The sequence below is a fragment of the Paenibacillus motobuensis genome, assembly GCF_039521865.1.
Taxonomy (GTDB): domain Bacteria; phylum Bacillota; class Bacilli; order Paenibacillales; family Paenibacillaceae; genus Fontibacillus; species Fontibacillus motobuensis.
Genome location: NZ_BAAACX010000007.1, coordinates 390,945 through 409,159, shown reverse-complemented (window position 1 = coordinate 409,159; position 18,215 = coordinate 390,945). Strand labels below are relative to the sequence as shown.

General features: G+C 48.1%; 19 protein-coding genes. 6 read left to right on the top strand and 13 right to left on the bottom strand.

The annotated features are described in order from the left end of the window. Positions 1-12: 12 nt before the first annotated feature. The 4 genes from ABD014_RS07030 to ilvB form a co-directional block, all read right to left on the bottom strand. Positions 13-1,536: a 2-isopropylmalate synthase gene (locus tag ABD014_RS07030; RefSeq protein WP_343859164.1), complete on the bottom strand. Its 1,524-nt coding sequence runs from the start codon at positions 1,534-1,536 to the stop codon at positions 13-15. A gap of 165 nt (positions 1,537-1,701) precedes the next feature. After that, entirely contained in the window at positions 1,702-2,694 is a 993-nt protein-coding gene (gene ilvC / locus ABD014_RS07025) for a ketol-acid reductoisomerase (RefSeq protein ID WP_068780130.1), read from the bottom strand. A gap of 184 nt (positions 2,695-2,878) precedes the next feature. Further along, complete coding sequence (gene ilvN, locus ABD014_RS07020) at positions 2,879-3,358, bottom strand: acetolactate synthase small subunit (RefSeq protein ID WP_379338180.1); 480 nt, start codon at positions 3,356-3,358, stop codon at positions 2,879-2,881. Then, positions 3,358-5,103 carry a biosynthetic-type acetolactate synthase large subunit gene (gene ilvB, locus ABD014_RS07015; RefSeq protein WP_343859159.1) on the bottom strand — a complete coding sequence of 582 codons (1,746 nt, stop codon included), beginning with the start codon at positions 5,101-5,103 and terminating at the stop codon, positions 3,358-3,360. Before ilvB ends, ilvN begins: the two co-directional genes overlap by 1 nt. 624 nt (positions 5,104-5,727) lie before the next feature. Between ilvB and ABD014_RS07010 the strand changes: the two genes are divergently transcribed. Further along, positions 5,728-6,183: a GNAT family N-acetyltransferase gene (locus ABD014_RS07010; RefSeq protein ID WP_343859156.1), complete on the top strand. Its 456-nt coding sequence runs from the start codon at positions 5,728-5,730 to the stop codon at positions 6,181-6,183. Between the two features lie 9 nt (positions 6,184-6,192). On the opposite strand, the gene ABD014_RS07005 is transcribed toward ABD014_RS07010, so the two are convergent. From ABD014_RS07005 to ABD014_RS06985, 5 genes are all read right to left on the bottom strand, one after another. Further along, positions 6,193-6,486 carry a hypothetical protein gene (locus ABD014_RS07005; protein ID WP_343859727.1) on the bottom strand — a complete coding sequence of 98 codons (294 nt, stop codon included), beginning with the start codon at positions 6,484-6,486 and terminating at the stop codon, positions 6,193-6,195. 182 nt (positions 6,487-6,668) lie between these two features. Further along, entirely contained in the window at positions 6,669-7,028 is a 360-nt protein-coding gene (rplT, locus tag ABD014_RS07000) for a 50S ribosomal protein L20 (RefSeq protein WP_068780126.1), read from the bottom strand. A gap of 32 nt (positions 7,029-7,060) precedes the next feature. Next, positions 7,061-7,261: a 50S ribosomal protein L35 gene (gene rpmI, locus ABD014_RS06995; RefSeq protein ID WP_251408238.1), complete on the bottom strand. Its 201-nt coding sequence runs from the start codon at positions 7,259-7,261 to the stop codon at positions 7,061-7,063. 79 nt (positions 7,262-7,340) lie between these two features. Beyond that, complete coding sequence (gene infC, locus ABD014_RS06990) at positions 7,341-7,838, bottom strand: translation initiation factor IF-3 (protein WP_343859150.1); 498 nt, start codon at positions 7,836-7,838, stop codon at positions 7,341-7,343. A 268-nt stretch (positions 7,839-8,106) separates the two neighbouring features. Further along, positions 8,107-9,345 (bottom strand): glycosyltransferase family 2 protein, encoded by a 1,239-nt coding sequence (locus tag ABD014_RS06985; protein WP_343859148.1) that lies wholly within the window; start codon positions 9,343-9,345, stop codon positions 8,107-8,109. Positions 9,346-9,925: 580 nt separating this feature from the next. Between ABD014_RS06985 and ABD014_RS06980 the strand changes: the two genes are divergently transcribed. Beyond that, the gene (locus tag ABD014_RS06980; RefSeq protein WP_343859146.1) at positions 9,926-10,453 is read left to right on the top strand and encodes a phosphatase PAP2 family protein; all 528 of its coding nucleotides are present in this window, start codon (positions 9,926-9,928) and stop codon (positions 10,451-10,453) included. A 50-nt stretch (positions 10,454-10,503) separates the two neighbouring features. Then, entirely contained in the window at positions 10,504-11,658 is a 1,155-nt protein-coding gene (locus ABD014_RS06975) for an MGDG synthase family glycosyltransferase (protein WP_343859144.1), read from the top strand. A 158-nt stretch (positions 11,659-11,816) separates the two neighbouring features. Here the strand turns inward: ABD014_RS06975 and trmB are convergent, their stop codons facing one another. Next, positions 11,817-12,584: a tRNA (guanosine(46)-N7)-methyltransferase TrmB gene (gene trmB, locus ABD014_RS06970; protein WP_343859142.1), complete on the bottom strand. Its 768-nt coding sequence runs from the start codon at positions 12,582-12,584 to the stop codon at positions 11,817-11,819. A gap of 453 nt (positions 12,585-13,037) precedes the next feature. Between trmB and mnmL the strand changes: the two genes are divergently transcribed. The 3 genes from mnmL to ABD014_RS06955 are packed head-to-tail and all read left to right on the top strand — an operon-like array spanning position 13,038 to position 15,556. Next, complete coding sequence (gene mnmL / locus ABD014_RS06965) at positions 13,038-13,988, top strand: tRNA modification radical SAM protein MnmL/YtqA (RefSeq protein ID WP_343859140.1); 951 nt, start codon at positions 13,038-13,040, stop codon at positions 13,986-13,988. A 1-nt stretch (position 13,989) separates the two neighbouring features. Continuing rightward, complete coding sequence (mnmM, locus tag ABD014_RS06960) at positions 13,990-14,571, top strand: tRNA 5-(aminomethyl)-2-thiouridylate-methyltransferase MnmM (protein ID WP_343859137.1); 582 nt, start codon at positions 13,990-13,992, stop codon at positions 14,569-14,571. Between the two features lie 55 nt (positions 14,572-14,626). Next, positions 14,627-15,556, top strand: a complete 930-nt coding sequence (locus ABD014_RS06955) for an alpha/beta hydrolase (protein WP_343859134.1) — start codon at positions 14,627-14,629, stop codon at positions 15,554-15,556. A gap of 68 nt (positions 15,557-15,624) precedes the next feature. On the opposite strand, the gene ABD014_RS06950 is transcribed toward ABD014_RS06955, so the two are convergent. From ABD014_RS06950 to ABD014_RS06940, 3 genes are all read right to left on the bottom strand, one after another. Next, positions 15,625-16,800 carry a hypothetical protein gene (locus tag ABD014_RS06950; RefSeq protein WP_343859131.1) on the bottom strand — a complete coding sequence of 392 codons (1,176 nt, stop codon included), beginning with the start codon at positions 16,798-16,800 and terminating at the stop codon, positions 15,625-15,627. 18 nt (positions 16,801-16,818) lie between these two features. Beyond that, positions 16,819-17,889, bottom strand: coding sequence for a nitric oxide synthase oxygenase (locus tag ABD014_RS06945; protein WP_343859725.1), 1,071 nt, complete (start codon positions 17,887-17,889; stop codon positions 16,819-16,821). 88 nt (positions 17,890-17,977) lie between these two features. After that, positions 17,978-18,214: a hypothetical protein gene (locus ABD014_RS06940; RefSeq protein ID WP_343859129.1), complete on the bottom strand. Its 237-nt coding sequence runs from the start codon at positions 18,212-18,214 to the stop codon at positions 17,978-17,980. Between the last annotated feature and the right edge of the window lies 1 nt (position 18,215).

Sequence of the window (18,215 nt, the reverse complement as noted above, 5' to 3'; positions counted from 1 at the left end):
CACATGAGATTGCTATAGCTTTTGTATCGCTTTCTTCTCAATCAATCGATTCAATGCATCAACATAAGCTCGGGCACTCGCTTCCAGGATATCTGTACTTACGCCCCGACCCTGTACAATGTGTTCGTCTTGCGTCATGACGACGTGAACCTCACCTTGAGCATCCTTACCATAGCTGATCGATTTGATAGAGTAATCGGACAGTGTTACCGTCTCTCCGGTAGCCAGATCGATCGCATTGTATATCGCATCTACCGAGCCATTGCCTTCTGCTTCCCGCTCCAGTGTCTTGCCGTCGGCTGTCAAGATGCGCACCTTGGCCGATGGCGTCGATTCATTACCGTAGGACACATAGATTGCTTGCAATTGATAAGCTTCCGGTGTGTCCACCAGCTTCTCTTGCAGCAGAGCATGCAAGTCCTGATCGGTAACATCCTTCTTCTTATCGGCCAACACCTTGAATTTAGCAAAGGCTTCGTTCAACCTCTCATCATTCAGTTTGTAGCCGAGCTCGATTAATCTTTCACGGAAAGCGTGGCGTCCGGAATGCTTGCCAAGCACCAGCTTGCTCTCCTTCAGGCCGATCGTCTCCGGAGACATGATCTCATAGGTCGTCTTCTCCTTCAGCATACCATCCTGATGAATCCCCGACTCATGAGCAAAAGCATTCGCGCCAACAATTGCTTTGTTCCCCGGCACGACCATACCTGTCAACCGGCTAATCAGACTGCTCGTACGAGCGATCTCCGACAGTTCAAGCGATGTCTTGGCTCCGAAGAACTCACTCCGGGTCTCCAGCGCCATCGCTACTTCCTCCAGAGCGGTATTGCCGGCTCGCTCGCCAATCCCATTGATCGTTCCCTCGATCTGATCGGCCCCGCCGAGAATTGCGGCCAATGAATTCGCTGTTGCCATTCCCAGATCGTCATGGCAATGCGCACTTAATTGGATCTTCTCAATGCCCGGAACTCTCTCCTTCAAGGTTTTGAAGATATTTCCGTATTCATAGGGATACAGATACCCTACCGTATCCGGGATATTTACAACCGATGCTCCTTCACGGATCGCCATCGCCGTCATTTCGCACAGGAAGTCAATCTCCGTACGACCAGCATCCTCGCAAGAGAACTCGATCTTGGAGAAGTACTGACGCGCATATCTGAGCGCAGCCTGAGCCGTCTCCAACACCTGATCCTTCTCCATCTTCAGCTTGTATTTACGATGAATCGGACTAGTAGCAAGGAAGATATGAATGCAAGGATCTTCCGCTCCCTGCAGCGCCTCTCTAACCGCATCGATATCCTGGGTCCGCGAACGGGACAAACCAATAATCGTAGAGTTTTTGATGGCCCTGGCGACCGCATTAACCGCTGCCAAGTCTCCCGGCGAAGCAGCCGGAAAGCCCGCCTCGATCCGATCAATGTTAAGCTTCTCCAATTGATAGGCGATTTCCAATTTCTCACGGGTATTCAGATTCACTCCCGGGGATTGTTCTCCATCCCGCAGTGTTGTATCAAACATATAAATTTTGCGCACTTATGTAACACCTCCTGTACAAACTACCTATAAAACCCAATGCGGCACACGCGAAGGGCACGGCCGCATTGGGGGGATGGATAGAAGTTTGAATTCATTTTTGGAAGACAACGTCGCTACGCTACATACATATGACGCTCGATGAAATGTATAACGGGAAAGATATTATTTTTTGATCCAATGCATAAGTCCGCGAAGCTCGTTACCTACTACTTCGATCGGATGATTTGCCTCGTTGCGGCGAGTTGCCGTCAAGAAAGCACGGTTCGATTGGTTCTCAAGGATGAAGTCGCGAGCAAATTTACCTTGTTGGATATCTGCCAATACTTCCTTCATCGCCTTCTTCGTCTCATCAGTCACGATGCGAGGTCCTGTTACATAGTCGCCATATTCAGCCGTGTTGGAGATCGAATCGCGCATTGTAGCCATTCCGCCTTCATAGATCAGGTCAACGATCAGCTTCATTTCGTGCAAGCATTCGAAATAGGCCATTTCTGGAGCATAACCTGCTTCAACCAAGGTTTCAAAGCCGGCTTTGATCAGGGCTGTTACGCCACCGCACAATACCGCTTGTTCACCGAACAGATCCGTCTCTGTTTCTTCGCGGAAGGAAGTCTCGATAACCCCGGCGCGAGTACAGCCGATCCCTTTGGCATAAGCAAGACCAATTTCCTTCGCTTTGCCTGTAGCGTCTTGATGAACAGCGATCAAGCCTGGAACCCCGAAGCCTTCTACGTAAGTACGACGAACCATATGGCCCGGAGATTTAGGAGCTACGAGCAATACGTCATTGTCTTGGGAAGGAACGATTTGACCGAAGTGAACGTTGAAGCCGTGAGCGAAGAGCAGCGCTGCGCCTTTCTTCAAGTTCGGAGCAATTTCGCTGTTGTACACGGAAGCTTGAGTCTCGTCCGGCATCAGGATTTGTACTACATCAGCGCGCTTGGTAGCTTCAGCTACAGACAGCACTTCGAATCCATCCTCTTGGGCCTTGTTGAATGATTTGCCTTCACGAAGGCCGATGATTACGTTCAAGCCGCTTTCACGCAAGTTCTGTGCATGAGCATGGCCTTGGCTGCCATAACCGATAATTGCGATTGTTTTTCCTTTCAAAACACTAAGTTCTGCGTCCTGTTCATAATACAAAGTAACTGCCATGATAATAACCCTCCTAGATAATGTCGGACTGCTTGCAGCATGTCCCATAAATTTGATCCTCCGCCTGTTAAGCGGGTGCTTCAGAGGGCCGTCGCGTTAGCGAAGTGCAGACGATGGTGGAACGGCTCCTCTCAAACCCCCGCTTACAGGAACGGAAGGTATTACGTGTCATGAATCTAAATGATTAACCGCGCGTCATTGCTGTTACGCCGGTTCGCGACAACTCGCGAATACCGTAAGGATGGAGCAGCTCGATCATCGCGTCGATCTTCTCGGTATCGCCAATGACCTGAACCATCATGCTTCCTGAACCGATATCTACCACTGCGGCGCGGAATGTCTCCACGACGCCCATGATTTCCGGGCGTTCCGCCGGCTCTGCCTTCACTTTAATCAGCGCCAATTCTCTTGATACCATCGGGTTGGCACTCAAATTAACAACCTTGATGACATCGATGAGCTTGTAGAGCTGCTTCTCAATTTGCTCCAGCGTCGTGTCATCCCCTTCAGTAACAATGACCATCCGGGACAATCCCGGCTCCTCCGACTGCCCCACCGTAATACTCTCGATGTTATAGCCGCGGCGTCCGAACAAACCGGACACACGCTGCAGAACACCTGGCTGGTCATTCACTAATACGGCAATAACATGGTTCTTCATCATCATTCACAGTCCCCCATCAGCATTTGATCAATGGTGGAACCTTGAGGAACCATCGGATATACGTTCTCTCCCTTGTGAACCACGAATTCCACCAGCACCGGTCCATCGGTATCAAGCGCTTCTTGCCAAGCACGCTCCGCTTCTTCCTTGCTGGTAGCTCTAAGTCCCTTAACTCCATAAGCTTCAGCCAGCTTCACGAAATCCGGACTGCCGGCGAGGTCGATATGGCTGTAGCGGTTGTCGTAGATCAGTTCCTGCCACTGCCTTACCATTCCGAGTACCTGGTTGTTAATGACCACGATCTTCACTGGAATTTTGTTGATTGCACAGATCGCAAGCTCCTGCGCACACATCTGCATTCCACCGTCGCCGTTGATGGAGATAACCAGTCGATCGGGATGAGCCATCTGCGCGCCAATCGCTGCCGGGAAGCCAAAGCCCATCGTGCCAAGTCCGCCGGAAGTGATGAAGGAGCGAGGCTGGTTAAATTTATAATACTGAGCGGTCCACATCTGATGCTGACCTACATCCGTCGTTACAATCGCTTCGCCATGGGTCGTGTCATTTAACAATTCAATTACCCATTGCGGCTTCAGCATCTCCTCGGAATCTTTGTACTTGAACGGCTTCTCTTGCTTCCATCTGCTAATCTGTGCTCTCCAGGCATCAGCCTTGCTGCAGTATCCTACCATCGGATTCAGCATTTCAAGCACGGTCTTCACATCACCGACAATCGGGATATCCGTCTTGACGTTCTTGCCGATCTCCGCCGGATCAATATCGATGTGAACGATCTTGGCATGCGGTGCGAACCCGTTGAGACGCCCCGTGACACGGTCATCGAATCTTGCCCCGATGCTGATCAGAAGGTCCGATTGCTGGATCGCCTGATTTGCGGTATAAGTACCATGCATTCCCGGCATTCCCATCCACAGATCATGTCCGCTTGGGAAGGCGCCTAGTCCGAGCAATGTCGTCGTGATCGGAATGCCTGAACGGTTGGCGAATTCGAGCAATCCTTCGTGTCCTCCGGAATAGATGACACCTCCGCCAGCCAGAATCACCGGCCGCTCCGCTTCGGAGATCGCTGCCACAAGCTTATCAAGCTGCAAGCGATTCGGCACAACCGTCGGATGGTAGCCGCGCAGGTCAACCGATTGTTCGGGCTCAAATCTTACTTTCTGTGCTGAGACATCCTTCGGAATATCGATCAGTACAGGGCCTTTCCGCCCGGTGTTAGCGATATGAAATGCTTCGTGGATAATCCGTGGTAAATCCTCTGCATCTCTCACCAAGTAACTGTGCTTCGTAATCGGCATCGTGATGCCCGTAATATCCGCTTCCTGGAAAGCATCGGTACCAATCAAGCTCGTTGCCACGTTACCGGTAATCACCACTAGTGGAACCGAATCCATATAGGCGGTTGCAATTCCTGTTACTGTGTTGGTTGCTCCTGGTCCGGAGGTCGCGATGCAAACTCCTACTTTGCCGCTGGCGCGTGCGTAACCATCTGCCGCATGAATCGCTCCTTGTTCATGTCTTGTTAACAGGTGGTGAAAATCATCGAATCCGTACATCGCGTCGTAAATATACAGGACCGCGCCACCCGGATAACCGAAGACACATTCGACACCTTCCAAAAGCAAACTGCGAAGCAAGATTTCCGAACCTGAAATGACTTCCGGTTTCATCCATTTCTCACGTAATTGTTCTGTAGACCGCACTGCTGGAATTTGCGCGCTCATCAGTCATCCTCCTTCCAAGATTTAAATCATCTCTTGATTAATGAATTTGATATACAACAAAAAAACCTTCCATCCGCCGAAATAGTCTCCTATTCCGAGGGACGAAAGGTTGTTGCTTCCGTGGTACCACCCATGTTTACCTGACACTTCACAGTATCAAGCCTTGACAAGTATTCGCGATCTGTTGCCTTCTCGCGCTTACCTGTGGTCTCTAACGCAGACCTGACGATTTTCCCTAATAAGCTTCGACTGGACTTTACCTAGGATAAGTCCGCTAGCCTTTCAGGAAAACAGCTCCGAGGTGAGCTCGCATTTAAGGGATATTGGTGGTGGTCTCAGCAAATCCATCCACTCTCTGAGCAAAGAGCCCCTAAACCTTCGTCCTCTTCATCGCCGATTCAATATTTTGTCATGAAAATGTTTAGAAACATTATATGATCACTTTACATCCAGAGTCAATACCCATTTTTCTAACAGAAATCCAGGCATATGGTCTATAGCCCGTTAGGAACCCTTCTCCCCCCTAGTGTCATATGATAAAAAATAACGCCTAATTTTTAACATATTCCTGCTGAAAGTCAGGCTATTATGATCTCCACCCAACACAAAAAGGAGGTTGACTGAATGATCCGCTATCGAAGACCCAGGCAGGATGATCCTGTCATTATCGAGTTGATTGAAAAGGAGCTTGTCCCCTATTCCCACCTTCCGCCTGAGGAAATAGCTGCGATTTTCAAAGACCTTCCCAAGCGATTAGCACGCGGTATTACACTGGTGGCTTCGCCATATTATGAAGCCGATTCGGTCGCCTTTATTCACTTTATGATTCATGGGGAATTGTTATATATTGACATGATGGCAGTCGCACCCGCGCATCGGCGGCAACGACTAGGGAAAACACTGATGTCCCATGCTGAGCAGTATGCCGGTTCACGCGGTTGCAGACGGGCCAAGGTGATGGTCGATCAAGGAAATTCCCGAGCCCACTCCTTCTATCGCAAGCTCGGGTACAAGACCATTCGTTATATCGATCAATCGGAATGTTATGAACTAGAGAAGATGCTTCCCGTTCGGGTATAAGCTGAGGGCTTAGAAGAATGGCCCATAGCCGTACCCGTACGGACCAACACCGCCATAAGGGCCATACCCACCGCCAGGGTATCCATACCCGTAAGGCGCTGTGCCGATCGCGAGCAAATCAAATAATACGAGCGGGATCAGTGCCTTCGTCTTCACTTTTTTGCCCGAATCCTGCTTCAGTACCAAGCGGTTGCCGCTAATCTTTACGAGTTTGCCGGTTACGAAGCCGCCATCCTTCTTGTAAGCAACGATAGATTTGCCAATCCACTTCTCTGCTTCCTTCTTGGTCACCGTTCTACCCATCACAATAACCTCCTTCCAGATTCGTCCGTGAATCCCCTGACAAAGCGCCCAGCTTCTTGTTTTGGAGCGCGCCCTATCCTCCATCAGCTTATTCAACGGCGATTCCTTCCGCATATGCCATCGCCTTGATAACAAAAAACAGGCATCCCAAAAAGGATGCCTGTCCTGCTTTATTTATAAAATTAAGCGTTGATTTTTTGTTTAGCTACGTTAGCCAAAGAGTTGAACGCTTCAAGATCGTTCACAGCAAGATCCGCAAGCATTTTACGGTTGATGTTCACTTCAGCCAGTTTAAGACCGTGCATCAATTTGCTGTAAGTCAAGCCGTTAATGCGTGCAGCCGCGTTAATACGCACGATCCACAATTTGCGGAAATCGCGTTTTTTCGTACGACGATCACGGTATGCATATTGCATGGATTTCATAACTTGCTCATTAGCTGTTTTGTAGATGCGGTGTTTCGAACCAAAATAACCTCTAGCTAATTTCAATACTTTTTTATGACGACGACGAACCACGAATCCGCCTTTAACTCTTGCCATATTAATAAACCTCCCAGAAAAGTTGTGTTAGATTATTTCAAATTTGCAAGCTGCTGTTTCATGCGGCTAACGTCACCCGAATAAGTTACTGGGCTGTTAGCCAATACGCGTTTGCCGCGTTTGGACTTGTGAGACAGCAAGTGGTTGCGGTTCGCTTTGTAGCGTCTTACTTTACCAGTTCCAGTAATTTTGAAGCGTCCTTTCAGACTGCTGTGGGTTTTCATTTTAGGCATGGTATATCCCCCTCAAATTGTGTGATTCGGCGCGCATCAGCAGAGATCACTCGGAGCAATCCCCTGATGCTGCGCTCGATTAATTGCTTTTAGGTGCTAAAATCATAATCATGCTGCGGCCTTCCAATTTTGGAATGCGTTCAACTGTAGAGATTTCTGCAACCTCTTCCTTAACTCGGTCAAGGATCTTCTTCCCGATGTCAGCATGGGTAATTTCCCGGCCGCGGAAGCGTACCGAACATTTTACCTTGTCGCCATCCTTCAGGAATTTGATGACATTGCGAAGCTTGGTTTGGAAATCATGCTCCTCAATGTTGGCACGGAACCAAACTTCCTTGACGTCGACAACCTTCTGGTTCTTGCGAGCCTCTTTCTCTTTCTTCTGCTGTTCGTAGCGGAATTTGCCATAGTCCATAATCCGGCATACCGGCGGCTTAGCTGTAGGGGCTACGTTTACGAGATCAAGGTTCAAGTCTATGGCCATCTGCAACGCTTCACGGAGCGGCTTAATGCCGATTTGCTCACCTTCAGCACCTACTAAGCGGACTTCCTTCGCACGTATCTCATCATTGATCATATGTTCCTTACTAATAGTTCTCCACCTCCGAAAAATATTCTGGTCTTACAACCGATATCTTCAAAAGAAAAGGGATGCAGGTCAACGCCCGCATCCCACTTGATCGTCAATTCGCCATGAATGTACATTCATCAATTAACGGATCAATACCAGCCAACAATACGTCGGACAGGTGAGAAGCCACGGCCTCTGCTTGCAATCCTAAATAATAACCGCAGATTAATGTATCATACTCTTATATCCTATGTCAAGAGTTGAATCTGAAATATTAGCCTTGCTTGCTCTGAACCTCTTCCAAGCGCACCACTCGGGTATGCTGTGTATGGCTCCAATGTTTGTTGTTCTGTGTGAAGAAAGCATAGAACGTAATCGGCCACCAGGAGATCAGGTAAATCGGGAACAAGATCAAATAAGCGTAGACCTTCTTGGATTTAACCTTCTCCAAAATCATCGCTGCCAAGAAAATAAATACGTTGGCTGCGATTGCCAGGAACGAAATCCACATCGGCATGTAACCATACAAGGTATCAAGATGCGGCCCGCTAAGCAGCGACTGGTCAACCCAAATGACCGCAGTCAGCAAAAACGTAAGCAGAACGATATATACGTTCACACCATAGAGCGCCATGTCCAGCTTGACCAGATTACGCTCTTTGATGCTCTTCCACAGCAGTGGGAAGAAATAGCGGCGGGCAACCGTAAAGTGCCCTTGCATCCAGCGCAAACGCTGGCGTGCCGAAGCCTTGAACGTGAGCGGCTTCTCGTCGAACAGCTTAGCATCGTAGTTGAACACCGGATATACACCGCGATCAACACAACGCATCGTGAACTCGAGGTCCTCTACAAGACTGGTTGCGCCCCAGCCCATTTCCTTGAGCAGGTTAGTCTCAAAGCACATGCCCGTACCACCAAGGAAATTCGCCATTCCCAGATTGTGGCGAGACAACTGCCACAAGCGATTACAGTACCAATACGAGATTCCATACGCAGCAGTAATCCAGGAGTCCTCTGGATTCTTTGTATCGATATAGCCTTGAATGACACGTGCGCCACTGCAGAGATCATTGTTCATCTCACTCAGGAAATCCGGATGAGCCAGATTATCGGCGTCGAACATTACTATCGCGTCATATTGACGGGGCATTTTCCACAATTCCTTAAGCATCCATTCGATCGCGTAGCCTTTACCTCTTAAATTAGGGTTGCTGCGAACGCAGGCATTCATACCGTGGCTGCGAACGATCCCAGCCGTACGGTCCGTACAGTTATCGCAAATTACGAACACATCATACAACTCTTTTGGGTAGTTCAGGTGCTTGAGGTTCTCCATCAAGGCCCCTACCACTTTCTCTTCGTTATGCGCTGCTACGAGTACGGCAAATGATTTTTGCGGTTCGTAATGTACTTTGCTCTTTTTCTTGTACAAGCCGAACAATGATAAGCCGAACTGATAGATCCCTACAACAGCGAGCACAACCTGCAGTACAATCAAAATAGCCTGAAACATGTTGTTTTTGTACCCCCTTAAACTCCATCTTTTATTTTTGTTTTACGGAGTTTTTTTTGACCCTTCTTCTTCATTATTTCTGAAAAACATTTTCTTACATTGCATTACGATTTTCCACGACTTCGGCACATTTGTCAAAAACGATGTAACGCCTCCCTAGCGGAAATATCGGCCGGAGCCAGCTTTTATTCATGCATGATCCACCGCAACTCTTTTTCAGTGCAGTATGGTCTTATTTTCAGCATTTTTGACGGTTTTTATTTCTTCGGACCCCCTTTTTTTAACGTAGTGTAAAATTTTTTGCTTTCTCAGCTCATTCTTAATAACGAAAACATCACAAAAAAGTTACTTAATTCTCCAATATTGTTTACAGAAGTCTGCTATTATTTAAACATTGTAATGCGCCTTGAACCAGAAATCAAAAAATAGCGCCCTACCCTTGAAAAGGCTGCGAAATAAAAATATGATAAGTCTAACTCGGAAATGCCATGCTACAAACTGATGAAGCATCGATCATCAAATGAACAGCTCATGAATTTTGCTTGGCCCGTTACAGAGCCCTACAAATCGGAGGTATCCTATGAATTCCTTGCTTCAAAAGCTTACATCTCTAGATCAGAAAATATTCAAAGGAATTAACGGACGTTTACATCGTAAATCCTTGAGTATCGGATTTTATTATATCACTCATCTAGGTGGAGCCTGGTTTACTATTATTGCCACTTTATTGATCTGGTATTTCAGTGCGAATCCTTGGAGCCGTCTTGGTATTCAGGCCTTGGTTGCCTTGGCCTTAAGTCATATTCCTGTAGCTATCGCCAAGAAAATATATCCGCGCATTCGCCCATATCTGGCACTTCCTGGCACAAATACTTTTCCCAATCCGCTGACGGACCATTCTTTTCCTTCCGGGCATACAACAGCGATCTTCTCGGTTACGATGCCGTTTATGGTCGTCATGCCATCTCTCATTATTGTCCTTGGTCCGCTCGCTCTGCTCGTAGGAATATCCAGAATTTATCTGGGGCTTCATTACCCGTCCGACGTGCTTGCAGGGGCCGTAATTGGTTCCTCTGTAGCGTTCGGAACTGTTGCATTATGGGCGTAAACGGGATATTGTAGTTGGTAGAAAACCTTGCAGGAAAAGGTGAAACCAAAGTGCAAAAACAAAGAGTATTGCTTTTATCTGAGGGGTTTGGAGCAGGTCATACGCAAGCGGCATATGCACTTTCCAGCAGTTTACGCAAAATTGCTCCGCATGTTCAGACGAGAGTGCTGGAATTGGGTAGTTTTCTCAACCCTAGAGTAGCGCCGGTCATTATAACTGCCTATAAGAAGACGGTCTCCTCCCAGCCTCGGCTCGTTCGCATGATGTATCGCAGCAATTATAATAAATCTTTAAACCGATTGACGACGCTGGCGCTTCATCGGATATTTTATACGCGAACTTTACAGATCATCCGTCAGCTGCGTCCCGATGTCATCGTCTGCACTCACCCGATCCCAAGCGTCGTGATCTCTCGGATCAAGCGGCTTGGCTTTGATGTACCACTGTGCACCGTTATCACTGACTATGACGTGCACGGTGCATGGGTAAGCCGTGAGGTGAATCGCTATCTCGTATCAACCGAGCAAGTGAAGGAGAAGCTTCTTGAGCGCGGTGTCGGTGCATCAAAAATTCAAATTACCGGCATTCCTGTACACCCTAACTTCTGGGAGAGACATCAAAAGGATGATATCCGGGCACAGTTTGCTCTTAACAATTTGCCTACAGTGCTTGTCATGGGCGGCGGTTGGGGCTTTATGAAGGATGAAGCCGTCAATTCATTGCTAGCTTCCTATAGCAATGATATTCAAATTATATTTTGCTTCGGCAATAACACGAAACAGCTTGAGAAAATGAAAAAGGATCCGCGGTACATTCACCCTAATATCCATCTACTCGGCTTCACTAAAGAGGTTGATAAACTGATGGAAGTAGCTGATCTGTTAATTACGAAACCCGGAGGCATGACCTGTACCGAGGGCTTGGCGAAGGGAATTCCCATGCTGTTCCATAAGCCCCTTCCTGGCCAGGAAGAAGAGAATTCGCAATATTTCGCATCACAGGGTTGGGGAACCGAGATCCACTCACTCGGCGATATCGAAGGTTGGATCCATCGTCTGTTATACAATTATCCTGAAGTGCTCCGCACCCGTGAAGAAGTTCTAGAACATATCGCTAGCTATCACCCTATGCAGAGTGCCCAGGCGATCCTGGATCTCCTGGCAGATAGCCACAAATGGAAAATCGACAATCATGAAATTAAATAGCTGCCTGTTTACTTAAACGTTTTCGGCAACATGCGACAATAATCGCCCTCGGTACTAATTATGCTGAGGGCGTTTTTGGCGTTGTAATAAATAAAAAGGCTGCTCTTGCGCGGTGCATAACCACATAAGAGCAGCTTTTTTTTAGAGGTAGTTCAAAATTAGAATTCATCCATCTTATGTTCATGATAGCGTCTTAAAGCTGCTTCTCCAATAATGACTTCACAGCGGTGAATCGGCATCCCTTTGCCGACGAACTTGCCCTCATACTCGGTCATCACATGCTTCTCGTTAATGCCGCCCTCATGTAGGCTAAGCGATATATCGTTCATCTGCAGACCAGTTGCAGCGAAGGAATTAAGCGAAAATTGGAATAAAGATCGTGAATCCGTCTTTAAATGGATCTCTCCATTCTCGTTCAGAATAGAACGGTATTTATTTAAAAATCGCGGATGCGTAAGGCGTCTTCTGGCATGCTTCTTCTTCGGCCACGGGTCGCTGAAGTTCAAGTAGATCCGCTCAATCTCTCCTGGTGCGAATATCTCCTCGATCTGTTCCACATTGCCAAGCGCAAGCCGAACATTGAATAAGCTTCCTTCACCAGCTGGAGTGGCTTCAACGGCCCGATCCGCTTCACTAGACGCATCAGCCTCTTCATGATCAACTTGGCCATGAATCGCACGTACTTTCTCACTGCCGCGACGGATCAGTTCATCGTACATGTCCATCCCGATGAAATTCACATCCGGATATTTGACACTCATACCGCTAATGAACTGACCTTTGCCCATGCCCAGCTCTACATGGATCGGACGATCATTGCCAAATAGCTCGGACCAACGCCCTTTATATTGCTTGGGATCAAGCACAACCAATTCCGGCTGCTGCTCCAGATTTTCCCTAATACCTTTTCTACCGCGTAAACGCATGATATTCCTCCACTTTCCTGTGATTATACTACTAAGAGGTTGTTCAAAAAGTCCGTCTTTTTGAACACGACTATTACAGCGATCATTCAAAAGATGTTCCACTATGGATCACTATTTGAATTCAAGCTTTTTGCAAAATAAACCGATTACTGAAATATTGTGCCGAAGTTCGTCGGAAAAGTAAAGAGTTACAGAGAAAAAGGAACCCTCCACACCGCCGGGGAGACAGTGGGAAAGATTCCTTTTTCATATATTTTGGAATTGGGGTCCAACGAATGTTATTACAACCAAAATAACATAATCAGTTAACCATCGCAAGAAAAGTACGTAGGCCTTCATTCCCTTTTTTAATTGAACTTTGATACAATAACTCGTAAGAGCCTGTCAGATGGCTGACTTGGCAGGTCATGATACCAATTCGCATATTTCTGTGACAAATAAAGGAGTTTTTCAATGAATACCTCATTATCTGCTTCTCCACTGCTTTGGTCTGACAAAAGATTCCATACATGGAACTACGAGATGCGGCATGAATTTGGTGATAAAGTGTTCAAAGTAATGCTGGATGCCGGATTTACCTGCCCGAATCGGGACGGCTCCATTGCCAAGGGCGGCTGCACCTTCTGCAGCTCGAGAGGGTCTGGTGATTTCGCAGGCAGCAGGCGAGATGATCTGGTGACGCAATTCAACAAAATTCGCGACAAACAGCATCAGAAATGGCCGCATGCCAAATATATCGGTTATTTTCAGGCTTATACGAATACTTACGCTCCGGTCGAGGTACTTCGTGAATATTACGAAGCAATCCTTGAACAGCCCGGGGTCGTTGGTCTGTCTATAGCTACTCGCCCGGACTGTCTGCCTGATGATGTACTGGATTATCTGGCCGAACTCAATGAACGGACCTATTTATGGGTGGAAATGGGACTGCAGACGATCCATGATACAACCTCTGAACTCATTAATCGGGCCCATGATACACAATGCTATGTGGACGCTGTTGAGAAGCTGCGCAATCGGAACATCCGCGTATGCACTCATATCATCTACGGATTGCCTCAGGAATCACACGAGATGATGCTCGATACCGGCCATGCAGTTGCAGCAATGGATGTTCAGGGCATTAAGATTCATCTGCTTCATCTGATGCGTAAGACACCAATGGTCAAGCAATATGAATCAGGACTGCTCCGTTTCCTGGAGATGGATGAATATGTGAAGCTGATTGTGGACACATTGGAATTCCTTCCGCCGGAAATGATTGTTCATCGTCTAACCGGAGATGCGCCGCGTGATCTACTGATCGGGCCGACGTGGAGCCTGAAGAAATGGGAAGTACTGAACGCGATCGACGCCGAACTGAAGAACAGAGACTCCTGGCAAGGCAAGTATTGGAGGGGTTAAGATGGGCTTTCTATCCGTACTAAGCTATGCTCATAAGCTGGTCGCAGACAGACTCCAGCCTGGAGACGTGGCTATCGACGCTACCGCAGGCACCGGAACCGACACCTTGTTTCTGGCCAAAGCCTGTGGACGAAGAGGTCGTGTGTGGGCATTCGATATTCAGGCTGAAGCGCTCCGTCTAACCCAGGAGAGATTGGATCGCGAATCCGGTGATGAACTGGCCCAGGTCACCTTGCTGCAGCAGAGCCATGCCGAGATGAAGGAGCAGCTTCCAATCTCGATCCACGGCCAGATTGGAGCCGTTATGTTCAATCTGGGTTACCTGCCGGTCGAAGAGGCTGATCAATCGCTGATCACACTGCCAGAGAGCACGATTGCCGCGCTGGAAACAGCTGTCTCACTTCTGCGCCCACGCGGGATCGCAACGATCGTTCTCTATCCGGGACACCCTGGCGGGGACCAAGAAGCCGAGGCTGTACACGTCTGGGCCGCGAACCTGCCTTCATCGATCGGCCAGACGATTCTGTACCGACAAATTCAACGCCCCCATGCACCTTATCTCATAGCGATTGAGAAGAAATAACTGTAAACTATAATTAGACATAACAGGCTAATTGGGAGAGGAAGTGTCCTTATAGATGCAAGAGAACACCTTTACTTTCGAAAATGACGCTGGTCAATCCGTGTTCGTCTATCATTGGTATCCGGACGATACAATGCTGCCGTTACGCGGCGTTGTGCAGATTGCCCACGGTATGGCGGAGACCGCCAAGCGATATGCCCGTTTCGCTGAGGCGCTCACCGCCTCCGGCTTCCTCGTGTACGCGAATGATCACCGCGGTCACGGCTTGACGGCAGCGAATCAATCCCAGCTGGGATGGCCTGGCAAGGACGGTTTGAACGGTATGGTCCGGGACATGACAAAATTAAGAGATATAATCCATAATAAGCACCCGAATTTGCCTCTCTTCTTGTTGGGCCACAGTATGGGGTCTTTCCTGACGCAAAAGGTGATGTACGCTGCACCTGAGCATTATACCGGCTTTATTCTGTCCGGAACCAACGGACCAAGGGCTTTTCTTGGCTTCGGTGAAGGGCTTGCCAAGCTACAGATGAACCTGCGGGGACCAAGCCATCCGAGTGTACTTATGAATGCAATCTCCTTCGGCAGCTTCAACCGCCAATTCCGTCCTGTACGAACGGCCTTTGATTGGCTGTCCCGTGACGAGGCGGAAGTCGACAAATTTATTGCCGATCCTTATTGCGGATTCCTATGTAGCGCGGAATTCTTCCAAGGCTTATTCGGGATTTTAAGAGATATTCATCGTCCGGACCATGTAAGCCAAATTCCGAAGGATAAGCCGGTCTACATATTTTGCGGTGATCAAGACCCGGTCGGATTAAACGGTGTTGGCGTCAAACGACTGGTGCAACTGTACGAACAATTGGGCATAAAGGACCTGGAACTGAAATTATATCCTGGCGGAAGACATGAAATGCTTAATGAGATCAACCGCGATGAGGTCACAAGCAATGTTATTAACTGGCTGGAGCGACATGTATCTTAATGTCGTAGTGCAATAGCGTTTTGTAATTTCGTTATAAAAATGAACAGGGGAAACTCTTTGGAGGCTGATTACTTCGCCCACTCAAAGGATTTCCCCTCGATTTGTTGTCGCATCGTATTGAATAACCAGGTTACGCCCGTCCACCATTCCGGGTCCTCCGCATAGGTCCGATTCAACCATTGAATCGGATGATCATCTCCCAGACGACGACTGCTTATATTCTTAACCGTCTTGGCAGCAATATCAGCCGACACCTCGATGGTCGTGTTATAACTCTCCCAGCTGCCAAATACGTTGAACGGATTATTCGCTATTTGCTTCGCTTGCTTTTGATCCTTCGGCACAAAACCCTGCTCCTGTCCCGTAATCGCGAACAACAGTAATGGATGAACATCATATCGCTTCGCCGATGTAATGATCGCTGATAGATACGGTTCTTCAGCCAGCAAAGAATTTCTATCCTGTAAAAATAGTGATAACTGCTTCTTATCCACATCCACATAGCGAAGTTCGGCAGGAATACCACCGGCTCTCCGCAAGCTCTCCCGCTCACGAATATCGCGCAGCATAATCTCCATCACGCTTGGATATGTCTGTGTTCCGGCCGCAGGTTGTTCGTTCGGGAAGCTGTTCATTGTGAACACAAGGATGATCGCAGCAGCCACACAACTTGAGACGATCGCCACCATTGTCCAAGGGCGGACAATCCATCTTCTATCGGCTGTTGGAGTATATAGCTCTGCCCTATTCGCCGTGTTGGCTGTCTCAACAGATACAGCTATCTCTTTAGCGACGCAGCTAGCGTCATTCATGTGCTGAGGGGCGTCTGAAGCTTCGGACCCTGCCTCTATCAACGCGTTCAAAGAGATTTGGTCGGGTGAATGCTGGGACCATTGGAATAGGGTATCCCTAAGTCTCTCACCTTCTAAAGGCATGGGGGATCTGCTGCTTACCCATACTGTCAGCGCACCCAACAGCTCCTCCTGATTCATATCTAGAGTCAGGCACTCACGCAGTGCATCATCCTGATGGATGATCAGCGTATCTCTCTGTTTGTTCAGCAGCTCAAATCGTACCTTCTCTTTCACTTCATCCGGAAAAGAGGGCAGACGGCTGTCAATGACTCGATGAGCTGCATCTGACCAAATGGCCCGTCTCTGATCTGAGTCAAGATCCACATACTTTTTCTCTATGTACTTCTTTAGCCGAACCGCTTCTCTATCCGATAAAATAAATGGCTGCATTTATGTATCCCATCCCTACTAATAGCATTTATCCTGCGTATAGAAATTGGGAGTGATGTACGAATTATCGTACTGTTTATGCCATATATGCGTGGTTGCCGGCGACATCGGCGGGATTAACCAGGTCCAGTTCCCAGTGACGGCGCGTTCCTGATTCGCCTCCCTTTGCTCGAACAGCGTGAACTGCTCTGCCGCTGTATGATGATCGACAATGCTCACACCTGCTTCGCGATAGGACTGCAGTACAGCGGCATTCAATTCGACCAAGGCTTTATCCTTCCACAAGGAGCGGTTGGATGTCATGTCTAATCCCATTGCCTCAGCCATCGCGGGCAGCAAATTGTACCTGTCTTCATCGGCAAGATTGCGGGCCCCGATCTCGGTTCCCATATACCAGCCGTTAAAAGGCGCAGCCGTGAAATGCAAGCCTCCGATCTCCAACCCCATATCTGAGATGATCGGCACACCATACCACTTGATATTCAATTCATTAAAGCGAACATATTCAGGATGCCTGATTGGAACCTCCAGAATCGAGCCGTCTTGTAGGGCAAATACCTGCGGTTGCTGCTCATTCACCTGCACCACAATAGGCAGAAGATCGAAAGGAGTCCTTTTTCCCACCCAGCCTAATTGCTTGCATTGATTTGTAAAAGCCACAGAGACTGGGTCGCCGATGACTCCCTCCTCTTCGGCATAACCTGCATATCGAATCAACTGATGATTCCAGATACGAATATGGAGATCGGACGTACGTTGATGGAATATCGTGATGGCCGGGCGAATCTTCCCGCCGTTCGTCGCATAATCGATATGCTGCAGCAAAGCCTCCGCGATCTCCTCCCCTGTGGACAAGCGACGTGCATCGATTACGTTCAGAGAATCCCAGAACAACCGGCCTATACAGCGATTGCTGTTCCTCCAGGCCATTTTTGCCCCGTGCTCCAGTTCTTCATAGGTTAATTCATAAGTTCCCAAGCGTTTTATCTCCGCTTCAATCCTAGCCAATCGACACTTGGCTTCTTCCTCCGATTTATTCAACTCGCCATAACATTGACGGATGAACTCCTCGGCTTTGACATAGAGGATACGATCACTTTCTTTATCCCGCTTCTTGGCCCCTGTGTCCGTGATGCTCAATGACGACACCTCCACTTAAACTCCAAGCTATCAACAGTTAGTCGAGTCTTTCAATAGTTCCCTCTTTCAAGATGAAGAAGCCTTTTTGAGCGAAGGCAATAATCTTACTCACGCTAATTCCTGTCTGCCGAGATATATCGATTACCATCATATCAGGTTTAAACTCGGCGATGCTGCGAATTTTGAGGTAGGCATCCTCACAACTCGGGCACATTTTCCGGCTTCTTCTCTCTGATAAATTACCGCAGAAATCACATATTTGATAGTTTCCCATG